This is a genomic window from Sorangium sp. So ce302, from assembly GCF_051530145.1.
Classification (GTDB): Bacteria; Myxococcota_A; Polyangia; order Polyangiales; family Polyangiaceae; genus Sorangium; species Sorangium cellulosum_B.
This window is the reverse complement of record NZ_CP150326.1, coordinates 13,223,426-13,240,486: the sequence shown is the minus strand read 5'-3', so window position 1 is coordinate 13,240,486 and position 17,061 is coordinate 13,223,426. Positions and strand designations below refer to the sequence as shown.

At 70.8% G+C, this 17,061-nt stretch carries 8 protein-coding genes; 5 read left to right on the top strand and 3 right to left on the bottom strand.

The annotated features are described in order from the left end of the window. Positions 1-216 precede the first annotated feature (216 nt). The 3 genes from WME73_RS50155 to WME73_RS50145 all read left to right on the top strand — a co-directional run bounded on the left by WME73_RS50155 (position 217) and on the right by WME73_RS50145 (position 8,246). Positions 217-1,230 carry a hypothetical protein gene (locus WME73_RS50155; RefSeq protein WP_437914223.1) on the top strand — a complete coding sequence of 338 codons (1,014 nt, stop codon included), beginning with the start codon at positions 217-219 and terminating at the stop codon, positions 1,228-1,230. Then, complete coding sequence (locus WME73_RS50150) at positions 1,127-2,620, top strand: HTTM domain-containing protein (protein ID WP_437914222.1); 1,494 nt, start codon at positions 1,127-1,129, stop codon at positions 2,618-2,620. Before WME73_RS50155 ends, WME73_RS50150 begins: the two co-directional genes overlap by 104 nt. Positions 2,621-3,128: 508 nt before the next feature. Next, positions 3,129-8,246, top strand: coding sequence for an AAA family ATPase (locus WME73_RS50145; RefSeq protein ID WP_437914221.1), 5,118 nt, complete (start codon positions 3,129-3,131; stop codon positions 8,244-8,246). Between the two features lie 84 nt (positions 8,247-8,330). Here WME73_RS50145 and WME73_RS50140 read toward each other — a convergent pair whose 3' ends face one another. Together WME73_RS50140 and WME73_RS50135 are read right to left on the bottom strand one after the other, a co-directional pair. Then, positions 8,331-11,894, bottom strand: a complete 3,564-nt coding sequence (locus WME73_RS50140; RefSeq protein WP_437914220.1) for a PHP domain-containing protein — start codon at positions 11,892-11,894, stop codon at positions 8,331-8,333. 9 nt (positions 11,895-11,903) lie between these two features. Then, positions 11,904-12,920: a porin gene (locus WME73_RS50135; RefSeq protein ID WP_437743359.1), complete on the bottom strand. Its 1,017-nt coding sequence runs from the start codon at positions 12,918-12,920 to the stop codon at positions 11,904-11,906. 927 nt (positions 12,921-13,847) lie between these two features. Between WME73_RS50135 and WME73_RS50130 the strand changes: the two genes are divergently transcribed. Next, positions 13,848-14,303 carry a hypothetical protein gene (locus WME73_RS50130; RefSeq protein WP_437743358.1) on the top strand — a complete coding sequence of 152 codons (456 nt, stop codon included), beginning with the start codon at positions 13,848-13,850 and terminating at the stop codon, positions 14,301-14,303. 177 nt (positions 14,304-14,480) lie between these two features. Here WME73_RS50130 and fumC read toward each other — a convergent pair whose 3' ends face one another. Further along, a complete protein-coding gene (fumC, locus tag WME73_RS50125; protein WP_437914219.1) occupies positions 14,481-15,878 on the bottom strand; it encodes a class II fumarate hydratase in 1,398 nt (465 codons plus the stop codon). Between the two features lie 189 nt (positions 15,879-16,067). On the opposite strand from fumC, the gene WME73_RS50120 reads away from it, so the two are divergent. Further along, positions 16,068-17,060, top strand: coding sequence for a fatty acid desaturase family protein (locus tag WME73_RS50120; protein WP_437743356.1), 993 nt, complete (start codon positions 16,068-16,070; stop codon positions 17,058-17,060). Position 17,061 lies beyond the last annotated feature (1 nt).

The following is a 17,061-nucleotide window of genomic DNA, read 5'->3' as shown; positions in this document are numbered from 1 at the left end:
AGCATCCACATCGCTCGTCATCCCACGAGGCACTCCGCACAAGGCTTCTTCGAACCCTACGAGCTCACGCCGGAGGCACGCGCGAGCGACGATCACGGGCGAAGTGGTCACCGCGCATCCAATGTCGTCGCCCGTGCCCCTCATCGCCGTGGAACGAGGCGGTTCGTGCAGACGCGGCGCGGCGGTTGCGATACCCTCCTGCGCTTGGAGGCTTTGATGCAAGCCAAGAGCATCCTTTCCGTGGTGGCCCTGACCACCTTGATCGCCGGTAGCCCCTTCGCGACAGGGTGCAAGACCACCGCCGAGGCCAGCGTGACCGAGGAGTCGGTCCAGGCGGTCCCCGTGGCGATCGAAGATCCGTTGACCGAGGAGCACGACGGCGGCTCGGTCGGGTGGGAGTTCGCGCCCGACGGCGCCGTGAAGGCGATCGTGAAGGCGCCTGACGGCAAGCCCATCGACAAGGACGTGAGCGGCACGCTCACCTGGAAAGGGCCGAACGGCGACGCGCAGGCCCCGCTCGCGCTCGACGCGAAGACAGGGCTCCTCGTCGCGACCGGGCCCAAGCTCGAGGCCGATCTCACCGAGGTGAAGTACAACATCAGCGTCTCCGGGAAGCCGTGGAATGGCACGCTCCACGTGCCCTCAGGGGGCACGAAGGTCATCGTCGAGGGCGCGAGAAAGGCGGAGAAGAGGCCCATCCCCCCCGGCAAGACGGGCCCGAACGGCGGGGTGATCCAGGTGGTCGGCGACGACACGATCGAGGTCGTCGCGGACAAGGCCTCCGGTCAGGTCAGGGTCTACGTCCTCGACGCGGACCTGAAGCCGATCCCCGTCGGCGACCGCAAGATCAAGCTCGGCTTCGTGGGACAGGGCTCCGAGCTCGTCGTGCTCACCCCCGGCCCGGGCGGCCTTTACTGCGTCGGCAAGGTCGGGGCGAAGGTCAACCCGGTGAAGCTCACCGTCGTCGTGGCGCACCCGACGCACGCCGACGTGGTGCTCGTCGGCTACCGCCCCGGCGTGCACGTCATCGTCGGCCCGAGCGCGCCTGCCCTCAACGTCGTGGTGGCGACGGCGTGGAACGTGGATGTGAAGGTCAACAGGGCTCCTGGCGTGGTGGTGGTCCACGATGACGACGACGACGATGACGACGGCCGACCGGTCCACATCCACGTTCACGGCAAGCACAAGCACAAGCACAAGCACGGGCACGCGCACGGGCACTGGAAGTGACCTCGCGCGGCGCTGGGCGGCCTACCTCACCGCCGAGGTCGACGCCGCCTCGCTCGCCGTCTTCCGCGCCGGCTATGGCGCCCTGATCGCGTGGGAGGTCGTCCGGTACGCGCTCCACGATCGGATCTACCGCTATTACATCGAGCCAGGCTTCTTCTTCAGCTTCGTCCCCCTCGTCCGCCCGTGGGGCGGGACTGGGATGTACTGGCACTTCGGCGCCCTCTTCGTCCTCGCGCTGCTCTGCGCCGTCGGGCTCTTCTACCGGGTGAGCGCCGCGCTCCTCTGCGCTGCGCTCACCTATGTCTTCCTCCTCGACAAGGCACAATACCTCAACCACCTCTATCTCCTTTGCCTCCTCGGGCTGATGCTCGCCGCCGCCCCGGCGCACCGCGCGCTCTCGCTGGATCGCCTCCGCGCGCGGCGCGCCTCGCCCGCAGGGGCGGCGCCCGGCGCGCCGGCGGAGACCGTGCCGCGCTTCTATCTCTTCGCCCTGAAGGCCCAGATCGCCATCGTCTACTTCTACGGCGGCGTCGCGAAGCTGAACGGCGACTGGCTCCGGGGGCAGCCGCTCACCATGTGGCTCGCCGCGCACGGCGACGCGCCCCTCGTCGGGCCGCTCCTGGCCTCACAGGCAGCGGGGCTCGCGCTCTCGTATGCGGGGCTCTTCATCGACCTCTCGATGGGCTTCCTGCTCTTCTCCCGGCGCACCTTCCCCTTCGGCGCGGCGCTCGCCGTGGCGTTCAACCTGTCCAACGCCCTCCTGTTCAAGATCGGTATCTTCCCCTACGCGATGATCGCCTCGCTCGCGCTGTTCGGCGATCCCTCGTGGCCGAGGCGGCGGCTGCCCTTCCTGTTCAAGGGCGCGGACGCCCCCGGCGACGTCGCCCGCGTCCCCTCGCCCGCCGCGCCGCGCCGGAGCGCGCTGCCGCTCGCGCTGCTCCACGGGTATCTCCTGTTCCACCTCGTGGTGCCGCTCCGCCACTGGGTCTATCCGGGCGACGTCGCCTGGAGCGAGGCCGGACACCGCTTCTCGTGGCGCATGAAGCTGCGCGACAAGAATGTGAGCGAGCTCGGGATTCACGTGCTGGATCCGAGGACCGGCGTGCGCGAGCCGCTCGACGTCGAGGCGTGGCTCACGAGCCGCCAGCTCGGGGAGATGTGCGCGCGGCCCGACATGCTCGTCGACTTCGCGCACCACGTGGCCGATCGCTTGCAAAAGGACTCCGGGGTGCGGCCCATCGTCACGGCCACGGTCGTCGCGTCGCTGAACGGAGGGCCCCTCCGCGACCTCGTCGATCCGACGCTCGATCTCGCGTCACAGCCGCGCGGCCTCCTCGACCACCCGAGCTGCGCGTCGCCAGAGGGGTCCTTGATGGCACGCTCACGGTAGGCCCTCGGGGCATAGGCGTTAACCAAGCTCGGTCACGCTCAGGGCGCGAAGCCCGCCCCCCTCCACCCCACCATCGGTCACCAACGTGAACGTTTACGTGGTCGTGAACGTTTACGTGGTCGTGGTCGTGGTCGTTCACGGCCTACCGTTGACGACCACGACCACGACCACGACCACGACCACGACCACGTAAACGTTCGGATGTAGGAGAACGCGGCGCGAAGCTTGGTTGCCGCCTGTGAGGCGACCCGCCACGAGGGCCGGGCGGCCCCGGAAACGCCTCACCCGCGCCCAGGAACGAACCTGGGCGCTTCGCGTCGAGTACTCCGCATCACACACAACGACAAGGAACGCGGCGTTGCAGCGTGACACAGCACACGTCGAGCCCCCTTCTTTGCACTCCCTCGGTGAATCCGCAGAAGACCGCCCTATACTGGTCCTTCCCGGACGTAATCGGCCGCACGGTACGTGTGGACGAAGCCATCACGAGGTGGAGCGCAAGCACGTCATGACCACCACAGCACCGTTCGATCTGCCAGGACACGTCGTCGAGCAGCTGATCCATGAGGGCGGCAAGACCCACGTTTACCGCGGCCGCCGCGCCGCGGATCAGCGGCCGGTCGTCATCAAGACGCTGAAGGGGGAGCACCCGAGCGTCCGCGATCTCGCCCTGCTGCGGCACGAGTTCAGCCTCCTGCGCGATCTGGATCTCGAGTCCGTGGTGAGGGTGTGCTCGCTCGAGAGGACGCGCGGCGGCCTCGCCCTCGTCACGGAGGCGGTCGAGGGCACGACCCTGAGGGCGATCCTCGACGATCGCCGGCTGGACCTCCGCGCGGCGCTGGCGCTCTCGGCGGCCATCGCCGACGCCATCGGCGCGGTGCACCGCTGTCACGTCACGCACAAGGACATCAATCCCAGCAACATCATCGTCAGCTCGGACCTGCGCCGCGCCACGCTCATCGACTTCGGCGCCTCGTCGCGGCTCAAGCAGGAGTTTCAACAGTCGACCTCGGCGTCCACCCTGCAAGGCACGCTCGCGTACATGTCGCCCGAGCAGACAGGGCGCATGAACAGGGGCATCGATTACCGCGCCGACCTCTACTCGTTCGGTGTCACGCTGTATGAAATGCTGACCGGAGCCCTGCCGTTCCCGGACGGCGATCCGGTGGACGTCCTCTACAGCCACATCGCGCGGCAGCCCGCCCCGCCGCACGAGCACCGCGGGGACGTCCCCCGGCCGGTCTCCGAGATCGTCATGAAGCTCCTCGCCAAGGCGCCGGAGGACCGCTACCAGAGCGCGTACGGCGTCAAGGCAGACCTCGCGGAGTGCCTGCGGTCCCTCGAGCAGACAGGCCGGGTCCACCCCTTCCCCGTCGGTCAGCGCGATCGCAGCCACGAGCTGCGCGTCCCGCAGAAGATCTACGGCCGAGACGAGGAGCGGGACCGGCTCCTGGCCGCCTTCGAGCGGGCCCGCGCGGGCGCCGCGGAGCTCGTGCTCGTCTCCGGCTACTCCGGCGTCGGCAAGAGCGCGTTGGTCCACGAGACCTACAAGGCCATCGCCAGGGTCGGCGGCCACTTCGCGCACGGCAAGTTCGATCAGCTGAACCGCGGCGTGCCCTGCGCCTCGGTCGTCCAGGCGTTCAGGGGGCTCGTGCAGCAGCTCCTCTCCGAGCGGACAGACGCGCTGGCCCACTGGCGAGCGGAGCTCGGCGCGGCGCTCGGCCCGAACGCCGGGCTCCTCGTCGACCTCATCCCCGAGCTCGCGCTCATCGTCGGCGAGGCGCCCGCGGTCGCGGCGCTCGGCCCCTCCGAGTCGCAGAACCGCTTCGACATGGTGTTCCGGAGCTTCCTTGGCGTATTCGCCGCTCCGGCGCACCCGCTGGTCCTGTTCCTCGACGACCTCCAGTGGGCGGACCCGGCGTCGCTCAGGCTGCTGCGGCTCCTGCTCACCGACGCCGATACACGCCATCTCCTGGTCGTCGGGGCGTACCGCGACAACGAGGTGAGCCCGGCACACCCGCTCGTCATCACCCTCGACGCCGTCCGCGCCGCGAGCGCGGCCGTGACCGACATCCCCCTCGCCCCGCTCTCGCAGGACGACGTGACGGCGCTCGCCTCGGACGCCCTCGGCCGCGCGGCGCAGGACGTCGCCCAGCTCTCCGAGCTCATCCACGACAAGACGCTGGGCAACCCGTTCTTCATCGGGCAGTTCCTACGAATGCTGAGCGACGACGGGCTCCTCCGGTGCGACCCGGAGACCGGCAGATGGACATGGGATCTCGCAGCCATCGAGTCGCGGGCCGTGACGGACAACGTCGTCGACTTCATGATCGCCAAGCTGCAGAGGCTCGCGCCGCCCACCCAGCGCGCCCTGACGCTCGCCGCGTGCATCGGGCACCGGTTCGACCTGCGCACGCTCGCGACGATCTCCGAGCTGCCGGCCGCGCAGGCGGCGCAGGATCTCTGGGCGGCCATGCAGGAAGGGGTCCTGCTCCCCATCGACGCCGACTACCGGCTCGTGCACCCGGAAGACCCGTCCCACGGCGAGCCCGCGACCGACGCGTCGTTCGCCGTCTCCTACCAGTTCTTGCACGATCGCGTCCAGCAGGCGGCCTATGCCCTCATCGCGGACGAGCACAGATGTGCCGCCCACCTGCGCGTAGGCCGCCTGATGCTGGCCAGCCAGCGCGGCGAGCCGCAGGAAGAGCAGCTGTTCGACACTGTAAACCATCTTAACTATGGTGCCGCCCTCATCGCCGATCCCGGCGAGCGCGATCTGCTCGCGCGCCTGAACCTGCGCGCCGGGAGGAAGGCCAAGAGCTCGACCGCGTACGGGGCCGCGGCGGAGTACTTCAGCGCCGGGCGGAGCGCGCTCGGAGACGACGGCGCCTCGCGGGATCAGGCGCTGCGCTGGGCGCTCACGCTGGAGGCGGCCGAGTGCGAGTACCTGTGCGGCCGCTTCACCGAGGCCGAGGCGCTGTTCCAGCGGCTGCTCGTGGTGGCGGCGTCGAACCTCGATCGGGCGCGGGTCCAGAGCCTGCGGATGAAGCTCTACCAGGTCGCCGGCCGCTACGACGAGGGCGTCACCGTCGGACAGGAGGCGCTGCGCCTGTTCGGCGTCGAGATCCCCGGGGCGAGCGAGGAGATCGGCGCCGCCGTCTCCGCCGAGGTCGCGCAGATCCCGGAGAGCATGGCGGGCAGGAGCATCGAGGACATCCTGCACGCGCCGCTGCTCGCCGACGAGCAGATCCGCGCGGTCATCAACCTGCTCGCCGACTGCGCTCCCTGCGCGTACATCGGGCGGCCGGGCGTGTTCCCGCTCATCGCGCTGAAGATGCTGAACCTGTCGCTGCGGCACGGCAACACCGAGGCGTCGTGCTTCGCCTACAGCGTCTACGGGCTCATGCTCGTCGCGGCGTTCGGCGATATCCCGTCGGGATTCCGCTTCTCGGAGATGTCGATCCGGCTGAACGAGAAGCTCGGGGACATCTCGCTGCGGGGGACGCTGCTGCACCTCCACGGCGATCACATCAATTTCTGGGTCCAGCACATCCGGAACGATCTCCCCATCCTGGAGCGGGCGTTCCTCGCGTGCATCGAGGCCGGCGATCTGGTGTACGCGAGCTACCTGGCCTTCGAGACCGTCTGGCAGGTCTACGAGAAGGGCGATCCGCTGGCGGAGGTCCACCGCGTCGCCGAGCGATTCGCGTCGTTCGCGCGCAAGACAGGCAATCACGCCGTCCTCGAGACGATCCGGCTGGAGCAGCAGTTCCTGCGCAGCCTGAAGGGGCTCACGGCGGCCGACGCCTCGCTGAGCGAGGAGGGCTTTGCAGAGGAGGAATGCCTGGCCGCGCTCACCCGGGCGAGCTTCGGGTGCGGTATCGCCTTTTACCACATCATCCGGCTCATCCTGCTCTATTCCCAGGGACGCCCCGAGGAGGCGCTCGCCGCCGCAGAGGCGGCGCGCCCGGTGCTCGGGGCCGTCATGGCGATGCCGATCGAGGCGACCTACCACTTCTATCTCGCGCTCACGCTGGTCGCGCTCGGCGAGCATGACGAGCGCGAGCGCGAGCGGCACGCCGGGGCGCTCTCCGCGTCGCTCGAGAAGCTCGAGCTCTGGGCGCGCCATTGCCCCGACAACTTCCGCGTGAAGCACGTCCTCGTCCTGGCCGAGGCGGCGCGCGCCTCCGGCCGCGACGTCGAGGCGATGGGGCTCTACGACGACGCCATCGACGCCGCCCGTCAGAGCGAGTTCGTGCAGTACGAGGCGCTCGCGTCGGAGCTGGCTGGCCTGTACTACGCTCGCAAGGGCCGGCGGCGCATCGCCACGCTCTACCTGGACGCCGCGATGCACGCCTACCGGCAGTGGGGGGCAGAGCGAAAGGCCACGGAGCTGATCCGGCAGCACGGGCTCGACCCGCTCCCCATCGCTCGGGGGCCCGCGGCGGAGCACGAGAAGGCCGCCGCGAGATCGAGCTCCATGTCGGTGAGCCACCCGCTCCTCCACAAGCTCGCCGACGTCGCGGCGGTGCTGCAGACGACGCACGCGATCTCCAGCGAGCTCGTGCTCGGGAAGGCGCTCGACCGCGTGATGCGCGCCGTCCTCGCGAGCGCCGGCGGCCAGCGCGGCTTCCTGGTGCTCGCGCGCGAAGAGCGGTTGTTCATCGAGGCGTCCGTCACCATCGATCCTGCGTCGATCGAGGTGGAGCTCCGGCGTCCGCTGGAGGAGTCCTCGGCCCTGCCGGTCAGCGTGGTCCACTACGTGGCGCGGACGCGAGAGCTGCTCATCCTGGACGACGCCGCGGCGAGCCCTCGGTTCGCGGCGGATCCCTACCTCGCCGCGCGCCGGCCAAAGTCGGTGATGGGCCTCCCGCTCGTCCACCAGAACCGGCTGACGGGCGTGCTGTACGTGGAGAACACGCTCGCGAGCGGCGCCTTCACCCCGGAGCAGACCGAGCTGCTCCGCCTCCTGGGCGCGCAGGTCGCGGCGGCGCTCGAGAACGCGCTGCTCTACGGCCGGCTGCAGGAGGTCTCCGAGAGGCACCGCGCCATGAACGATCGGCTCGAGAGCGAGGTGCAGCGGCGCACCGAGGAGCTGTTCTCGGTCAACGAGCGCCTGTCGCAGAAGGCAGACGAGCTGAACCGGGCCAACGAGCTGCTGCTCGAGGAGCTCCGCGAGCGCGAGCGCGCCGAGCAGGCCCGGGCAGCGCTCCAGGAGGAGATCATCGGGGTGCAGCGGCTGCGCCTCTCGGAGATGGCGACGCCCATCATCCCGATCACCGATCGCGTCCTGGTCATGCCGCTCATCGGGACGATGGATGCAGCGCGCGCCGCGCAGGTGCTGGAGGCGACCCTCGCCGGGGTGGAGCGCCACAACCCGTCCATCGTGATCATCGACATCACCGGCCTGAAGCGCGTCGACGCCGGGGTCGCCGACTCGCTGATCCGCACCGCCTCGGCGCTGCGGCTGCTCGGCGCGCAGGCGATCTTGACCGGGATGCAGCCGGAGGTCGCCCGTGCGCTCACGCAGGGCGGGATCGACCTCCGCGGCATCATCACCCGCTCGACGCTCCAGAGCGCCATCGCCCACGCGATCACGCCGTCCCCTACCGCACGGCCCCGCTGAGCGCGCGGCGCGCTCCGCCGTCGCTCCTGCCCGTTGGTGAGGTCTGCGCGGGCCGCGCGCGCGCGCGCGGCCATCGTTTGGGCGCTACGGCGACGCCTGCTTGTCGTCGCAGCGGCCGAGCACGAAGATCCCGCAGACGCGCTCGTTCACCAGGCACTGCTGCCCTTCCGGGCACTGCGACGGATCGAGCACGGCCGGGTCGCACGGCCTCGCGCAGAACGGGGGCGGGCCGCGCGGGGCGTCGTAAACGCCGTTGCCGTCGCGATCCAGGAAGATGGGGTTCGTGACCGCGTAGGGCGCCACCGGGTACCAGTCGGGGACCGGCGGCGACGCCGTGAAGAACCGGGAGAGCGCCTCGACCTGCGTGAACGCGAGGCTCGCGACCCGGGGCAGCTGGAGCTCGCCGAACGACACCGGCAGCGCGACCGGCGTGAGGAGGTTCTCGTCGCGCAGGCCCATCGCCACCACCACGACCCAGCCGTCCGACGGCGGCGCCGGCAACACGAGCCGCTCGTCGACGTCCACGATCGCCGACGGCCCCGAAGGCGGCTCGAGCACCCGGACCAGGCGGCCGCTCACGTAGACCTCGACGCGATCCACGCCGAACCAGCTCGCCGTCTCGATCCGCAGGTCGAGCGGCACCGTGTCGCCCTCGACGCGCGCCACGCCGCCGAACGTCGCGCCGCCCACGCTCGCGCGGATGAATGGCCCATACGTGGCGAACGCGCTGCCCGCGCGGAGCGCCCCGGTCGCCTCCTCGAGATCGAGCGCCGCCGGCTGGTCGGTCGGCGAGCGGAAATAGGTGCGCGGGAAGCCCGGCTCCAGCGAGGCGCCGTGGCTGTCGCTGCTCCCCACCTGCGTCGGCGAGAAGCCGTGGTCGAGGTAGCGGAACAGGTCGTCGACCTGGCCCGCGTGGAAGGTGCACGGCCGATCCGCGTCCTCCGGCGGGACCGCGCCGCCCTCGCCTCCCAGGCAGAGCGCCTCCCCGTCGGCCGCGGTCGTGTCGAAGTCCCAGACGGCGTCCTGCTCCTCGGGCGTCCTCGTCAGGATCCGCTTGGTCACGCTCCAGGCGAGCGCCGAGCGGGCGCGCTGCTGGCAGACCGCGTACCGCTCGCCGGGCTTGCACGCCGGGAGGCCGCCAGGAAGCTCGGCGCACGCCGCGCGGAGCGACGCCTCGTCCGTCGCGGCGTCGATCCGGGACAGGCACCGGTTGAAATCGACGACCTCCTGCACGGTGGGGGTCCGGAGCAGATCGAGCCGCTTCCCGTTGAAGACCTCCATCGCGTCGAAATCGCAGCTGCCCGCCTGGAACAGCGGGTTGCTCGCCTCGAGCGTCGGGATCGACCGGCGCAGCGTGAAGGGGTCGACGCCGAGCTGGTCGATGTACCCGATGAACCCGTCGCGCGGGTGAGCGACGATCACGAGCGCGTCGTCGCCCTCCGCCGCCGTGCCGCGCACCCCGTCGATCACGTCCCCGCCCGCGCGGCAGACCCAGTCGAAGACGCCGTGATCCGGCACGTCGAGCTCGTCGTAGCGGAGCGGGAAGCCGATGAAGTGCCCGAGCTCGAGCGTCGAGACCTCGGCGCCGACCGCCGTCTTCAGGTGCGGCTCGAGCCCCAGCTGCCTCACCGCGGGCGCGAGATCCGTGTGCACGTCGTGGTCGGTGGTCACCGCGACGTCGAGCCCCTCGACGACCGCCGAGGTCACCCGCTCCTCGAGCGGCAGGCCGCTGTCGAAGCTCGGGCGCTGGTGCAGGTGCATGTCGATCGACATCCAGCCCGTCGAGTCGACCTCGCGCGGCACGACCGCCTCGATCCGCCGGACCTCCCCGGCGCGCACCTCGAGGTCGGGGACCTCGAACCGGCCGAACTCGGGCCCGCGCGTGGCGAGGACGCGGTAGCGCCCGGGCTCGATCTCGACCGCGCCCTCGCCCGTCGCCGATCGCTCGATCTGCCGGACGCCGCTGCCGAGGCGGCCGTGGCCGAGGTAGACCCGCCTCGTGCCGTCGCCCTCGAGCGGCTGGCCCGCGGCGTCGAGCGCGACGAAGGTCAGCTTGGCGGGCGCGAGCCGGCCGCCCTCGTCGACCACCCGGTACGCGATCCGCGCGGGGCTCGGCAGCTCCGCCGCCACCGAGATCGTGGCCCCGGCGCCGAGCGCCACGCGGATCGGCGCGGACACGGCGGTGCCCTCGGGGTTCTCGGCGACGAGCAGGTAGCCGCCGGGCGCGAGCCGCGCGTGGAAGTCGCCGTCCTCCACCGGATCGAGCCCGAGGTCGGCGTCGACGGAGCTGAGCAGCCCCACGTCCCCCGAACGCGCGAGGTTCGCCTCGACGAGCGCGTCGACGCTCGCGAAGGCGGCGCCCGGGTCGGGGTCGCGGAAGACGTGGACCCGCGCGTTCGGCACGGGCGCGCCCGTCGACCGCCACCGCACGGCGCCCTCGAGCGCGCCGGTCGGCGTGCCCCGGGCGCCGTACACCACCTCGGCGACGCTCGCGATGTCGCCCTCGCCCACGGCGAAGTAGCGCTCGTAGGTGAACGACCGCTTCCGGTCGCACGCGTCGTCGTCGGAGTCCGCGGCGAGGCAGCTCCGGCCGGCGCTCAGGAAGGCCGTCGCCGCGCTCGTGAAGACGGGGACGTTGACCGTGGAGGGCGGGCCGCCCTCCGGCGCCTTCGTGAAATAGCCGTAGCTGACGTCGCCGCCCGCCGCGGCGACGAAATCGAAGCTGAGCGGCTGCTGGAACGTGTCCCGGCCGGAGAAGAGGGCGTCGAACACCGCCTTCTCCTCGTCGAAGCCCATGCCAGGGCCGAAGATGTCGTTCTGGTTGCCGAAGAAGACGAAATCGCCGGCGACGATCCCGCCCTTGCGCTCGGGATCTCCGTTCCGCTCGTCGCCAAGGATGCCCCTGAAGATGTCGGAGGGGCCCGCGTAGTTGTCGAGCGAGAGCGGCTCCCCACAGGCGCACGCAGGGCAGCCGTCGTCGCCCGCCGCGAGGCCGTCCGCGCACTCGAGCGCGCACGAGGCGACGCTCGGGCACCCGAGCACCTCGTCCGGCAGGAGGAGCGTCGTGCGGATCGTGACGAACCGCTCGCCCGGGCGCAGGACGTAGTCGGTGCGGAAGCGCATCGCCGGCTTGAGGCCGTCGAACAGGAGGCCGAGCAGGTCCTCCTGGGTCTTCAGCACGCCGAGCGCGTGGAAGAGGAAGCCGCCGTCGCCCTCGACCCGGACGATCGCCTCCTGCCCGTCGGAGCCGTCGTCGACCACGAAGACCTCGGTGGCGCCCGGATCGGGCACGAGCAGGTTGGCGACCGGGAACGACTCGGCGAAGCGGTCGCGGCCCGACGCGCTCGCGAAGCGCGGATCGGGGCGGCGCAGGTCGGCGTCGACCAGCGAGCCGCCGTAGACGCCCGGCCCCGGCGAGTGGCGCGGGCCGAGGATCGCGACCCGGATCTCGTCGTTTTCCAACAGGAAATCGCCGACATCGGCCATCGCTACCGGGCCGCCGACCAGCTCGAACCGGTTCTCGATCGGCTTGGCGCGCAGGAGGTTCGGCTCGTCGCAACCGACCAGGCCGACCAGGCCGAGGAGAGCGAGGAGGCCGAGGGCGCCGCGCGGCGCGGGCAGGGCGAGGGCGGAGCGGCGTTTTCGCATGGCGGGCCGCTAGAGGTTGAGCTGGAGCTGCAGCGCGACGGCGTCGTTGTCGAGCGCGACGCCGTGGCGCTCCTGCCGGTGGGTGAAGTCGGCCTGCGCCTTGAGCGTGTTGTCGATGAAGTGGTAACTCGCGCCGGCGGTGAGGGCCCAGCTGTCCGTCTCGTCCGAGAGGTCGAGGTTGGGATCGAGCCACTCGAACCGCGCGCTCACCCCGAGCTTGATGCGCCTCACGAAATACCCCACCTCGCCGACGAGCCCTATCGACGTGACCGGGGCGAGCTGGCCGAGCGGCTGCGTCGGGGTGCTCTCGGGGTCGCTCTGGTTCCAGAGGAGCTCGGCCAGCGCGTGCGCGCCCGCGGCCTGGACCAGGACGTCGGCGCCGATGCCGTGGATGTCGCGCGTCCCGCCGTCGCTGAAGAAGTAGCTCGCGCCTGCGCCGACGCGGAGGCGCGAGGCGGCGAGGTCCTGCACCGAGCGAGGGAGGGGGCCGAGCGGCTCGGTGGCGAGCCGCGCGACGTAGGCGATGTGGTCGAAGCGGTTGCCGAAGCTCGCGGCGTTCTCGACATAGCCGGCGAAGAACTGATCCGAGCGCTGGAAGCCGTTGAACATGCCGGCGAAGTAGCTGAACGCCCTGCCCCGGAAGTGCCCCTCGACGTGGAGGCCGACCTGGCGTGAGGGCGCCATGGCGCGCACGGCGAGGGGCCGCTCGATGAGCGCGCCCTCGCCGGCGCCGGCCATCGCGGAGCGGCTGAACGGCACGTCGTGCGCGCCGAAGTAGAGGTTCGCGAAGGGGAAGTGGGCGTAGCCGATCCACGCCTCGGAGAGCCGCGCCGAGGCGTCCGCGCCCCCGGCGAGCTCGCCCGAGACAGCGAACGGCACGTACCCGGCGAGCCTCCCCGCGAAGCCGATGCGGGCGCGCCGCAGGCGGAACCCCTGCCCCTCGGCCACGTCGCCCGCCTGGAGGAAGGCGTCCTCGCCCACGTAGGGGACGGCCTGCGCCTGCACGAGCACGAGGGGAGAGAGCACGAGGCGGCCGATCGCGAGCTGGAACGGCGGTCCGCCAGCGGCCGGCGCAGCGGCCGACCCGGCAGGAGACGGTGCGGCCGCGATCGCGGCGGGCGGCGCAGCGCTGGACGGCGCGGCGCCTGCCGGCGACGTGCTGGCGGCGGCTGCTCCGGGTGCGGCGACAGCGGACGGCGCAACGATGGCAGGCGGTGCGTCCGGCGTGGCCGCGGGGGTGCCGGGAGGTGGCGTGGCCGGCGCGCTGCTGGGCGGCGCAGCTCCGGAAGGTGGCGTGGCCGGCGCACCACCGGGGGGAGCCGCGCCGGGCGGCGGCGCGACCGGGATGGCTGGCGCGACCGGGATGGTCGGCGCCGCGGGCGGGGGAACCGGAAGCGCGTCGGCGGCCGGAGGCTGGGCTGGCAGCCGCTGGGCGGGTTGTGCGCTGGCCTGCGGACACCAGAGCGCCACCGCCGCCAGGAGGAGAGGGGCGAGCGCAGCGCCGTCCGGCGCCGCGCTGCCCTCGCGGCGCCGCGGCCGGGCACATCGAGGATCCGCACCGCGACGAGTCCATGCGCAAGGTGTCATTGGCATCCGTGCTGGCCGGCGGGCGAGAGGAATCGCAACGAACTCGGCAACAGCGCCGCTGGCAGGCGCCTTCGTCTATCCCACGTGTCGACAGGGTGTCAACACGCCGCCTCGCACCCGCGCGCACCAGGCGTGTTGCCCTTTCCGGGCACCTGCGATGGGCGTACACTGATTGCTCCCGAACCCCGCGGCGCTCGACGTCGATCGCCGCCCGTTCCCGGAGGCGGGCTCGCCCCGCCGCCGCGCGGAAGGCCGGAGTATCCGGCGCTCCTCGCGGTCGACCTCTCGCTGGATGTCCGTCAGCCGCGCGAAGGCGCGCAAAGGAGGTGGTGAATGAGGGTATGCAGGAGAGCGCACGGAGCTGCCGTGGCGCTGCTCGCGACGCTGGCTGCGCCTGGCATGGCGCAGGCGCAGGAGGTCGGGCCGCCACCCCGGTCGCCCGCAGAGCGGACTGCGACGGTGCTGTCCGACGCACAGTTCAAGGCGCGGTTGGAGGCGCTCGCAGCGGAGCTTCCGTCCGCGCAGATGGGACGTAACTGGAAGCGTGTGGTCGACGAGGCGCTACAGCGGGTGAGCGATCTGCCGCAGGCGAGCGCGCCGGCGCTTCCGTCCTCGGACATTCTTGTGGATCCGGAGGCGCTGGTGGGGCTCGACGACCCGACGCAGGGGTTTCCGGAGGCGGGCGCGACATTCGAGCTTGGCCGCTATGAGGTCACGCTTGCGCCGGTGGTGCTGCCCGTGTCGCCGGTGGTCTGGAACCTGCCTGGCGAGCAGGGGATCCTTCCCGGGGCACGGGTGCGGCTGCCGTGGGCCGTTCCCTAGTCCCCCGGGTTGAAAGAATTCAGACCGGAGCGTCGTTTACGTTGGTGACCGATGGTGGGGTGGAGGGCTTCGTGAGCTGAGCGTGACCGAACGAGCTCGGTTATCGCCGATGCCCCCTCTCCGAGCGCCGGGCAACTCGGCACGACCTCTTCCTTCGCGTCCCCGTCCACCGCAGCCTCACCCGTCCCCGGAAGGCCCGATCATCCTCTCCGGCCGAACGATCTCGTCGAACTTCCCCCCGTCGAGGATCCCGAGCGCGACCGCCGCCTCGCGGAGGGTGCTCCCTTCCGCGTGCGCCTTCTTGGCGATCTTCGCTGCGTTGTCGTAGCCCACGTGCGGGTTCAGCGCGGTCACCAGCATCAGGCTCTCGCGCAGGTTCCGCTCGATGCGCTCGCGGTTCGGCTCGATGCCCCGCGCGCAGTGCTCCTCGAACGACGCGCAGCCGTCGGCGAGCAGCCGGATCGACTGCAGCACGTTGTGCACGATGAGCGGCTTGTACACGTTGAGCTCGAAGTTGCCGCTCGCCCCGCCGATGCCGACCGCGACGTCGTTGCCGAGCACCTGAGCGCACAGCATCGTCATCGCCTCGGCCTGGGTGGGGTTCACCTTTCCCGGCATGATCGAGCTGCCCGGCTCGTTCTCCGGGATCGTGATCTCGCCGATCCCGCAGCGCGGCCCGCTCGCGAGCCAGCGGACGTCGTTCGCTATCTTGGTCAGGCCGCAGGCGAGCACCTTCAGCGCGCCGTGCGCCGCGACGAGGGCGTCGTGCGACGCGAGCGCCTGGAACTTGTTCGGCGCGGTGACGAAGGGCGCCCCCGTGAGCTCGGCGATCCTGGCGGCGACCTTCGCCGGAAACTCCGGGTGGGCGTTGAGCCCCGTCCCGACCGCCGTGCCCCCGAGCGCCAGCTCGCGCAGCGGCGGGAGCGCGCGCTCCACCGCAGCGATGCCGGCGTCGAGCTGCGCCACGTAGCCGGAGAACTCCTGCCCGAGCGTGAGCGGCGTCGCGTCCTGCAGGTGCGTGCGGCCGATCTTGACGATGTCCACGAACGCCGCGCTCTTCTGCGCCAGGGTCTCACGCAGCCGGCGGACCTCCGGGAGCAGGCGGCGCTCGATCTGGAGCGCGGCGACGACGTGCATGGCCGTCGGGAACACGTCGTTCGAGCTCTGCGACCTGTTCACGTCGTCGTTCGGGTGAACCGGCGATTTCGAGCCCATCACGCCGCCGCTCATCTCGATCGCGCGGTTCCCGATGACCTCGTTCACGTTCATGTTGGTCTGGGTGCCGCTGCCCGTCTGCCAGACGACGAGCGGGAAGTGGTCGTCGAGCTTGCCGTCGATGACCTCGTCGGCCGCCGCGACGATGAGCGCGCACCTGTCCGCCGGCAGGAGCCCCAGATCGCGGTTGACGAGCGCCGCCGCCTTTTTCACGGTGGCGAGCGCGGCGATCATCTCCCGCGGGAAGCGCTCGCCCCCGATCCGGAAGTTCTCGAGGGAACGCTGCGTCTGCGCCCCCCAGTAGCGGTCGTCCTGCACCGCGATCGGCCCGAAGCTGTCCTTCTCGATGCGCGTCCCCATGGCCGCGTCTTAGCGGCGGCGAAGGCGCCCCTCAAGCGGCGCGAAGCCCTGTCGCCGGCCCCTGCGCAGGCGCGTAGGGGCATTCGCGCCGCGGGGGTAAAAAGCGGGCGTGCTCTTGTTTTCCCGCCTGTTTTTTGCGAAGTTCCGGGCCGCGCACGCGCGAGAAACACGGAGATCAGCATGGCCGGCATGGACACAGTACCGCGGGAGCTGCTGCAGGCTGCCTACAGGCGCAACCCGATTCACCTGCTCAAGATCCCGCTTCATTTCGGCATCTGGGCCGCGGTCACGTGGGTGCTGTACGCGACGCAGCACCACCCGCTCGCCATCCCGATCGGGGTCGCCTGCTCGTGGTTGATCGCCAACCTCGTCCGCGGCCTCGGCGCCGTGGCGCACGACGCCGTCCACGGCAGCTGCTCGCGCTCGAAGCTCACCTCGTACGTCATCGCCCTGCTCTGCTGGGCGCCCACCGGCATGAGCGTGACGCTGTACACGAACTACCACCTTCATCATCACAAGATCGCGAACACGTACCCTGACGTCGACAACTTCGTCGTCACGGATTACACGCGGAACCCCGTCCTCGCGAGGCTCCTGCTCCTCGCCGTCTACACGTTCGCCTATCCGCTCTACTTCCTGGGCTGCATGGCGCGGTACGTGAAGCGGCTGTCGCCGCTCCAGCGCGTCAAGATGAACGTGGAGCTCCTCGGCTTCTACGGCCTCATGGCCTTCTTCTACTGGGTCATGCCGCTCCAGGTGTTCTTCTTCTTCTATGTCCTGCCGTTCGTCTTCGGCGCCATCCTCGCCAGCGTGACCTCGATGATCGAGCACTACGAGATGCTCCCGGGGGAGGACGCCTACAGCTCTCGCACCTACGGGACGAGCGCGCGCGTCACGAACTTCCTCTGGAACAACGTCACGTACCACAACGAGCACCACAAGTTCCCGGGCATCCCGTTCTACAACCTGCGCAGCTTCCACGAGGCGGCGTATCCCTACTACGATGAGCGGGTGAAGTCCGCCTGCCACCCGTCGATCGTCGGCGTCGCCCTCTCGCTCTACGGCCGTATCCTGAAGCTCGATGTCGCGAAGCTCGACGAGCGGTACCGCGGCCTCAACAAGGACGACGAGCGGCGGAAGATGATGGCGCTGAACGGCATCCAGCCCGGCGCGACCGCCTGAG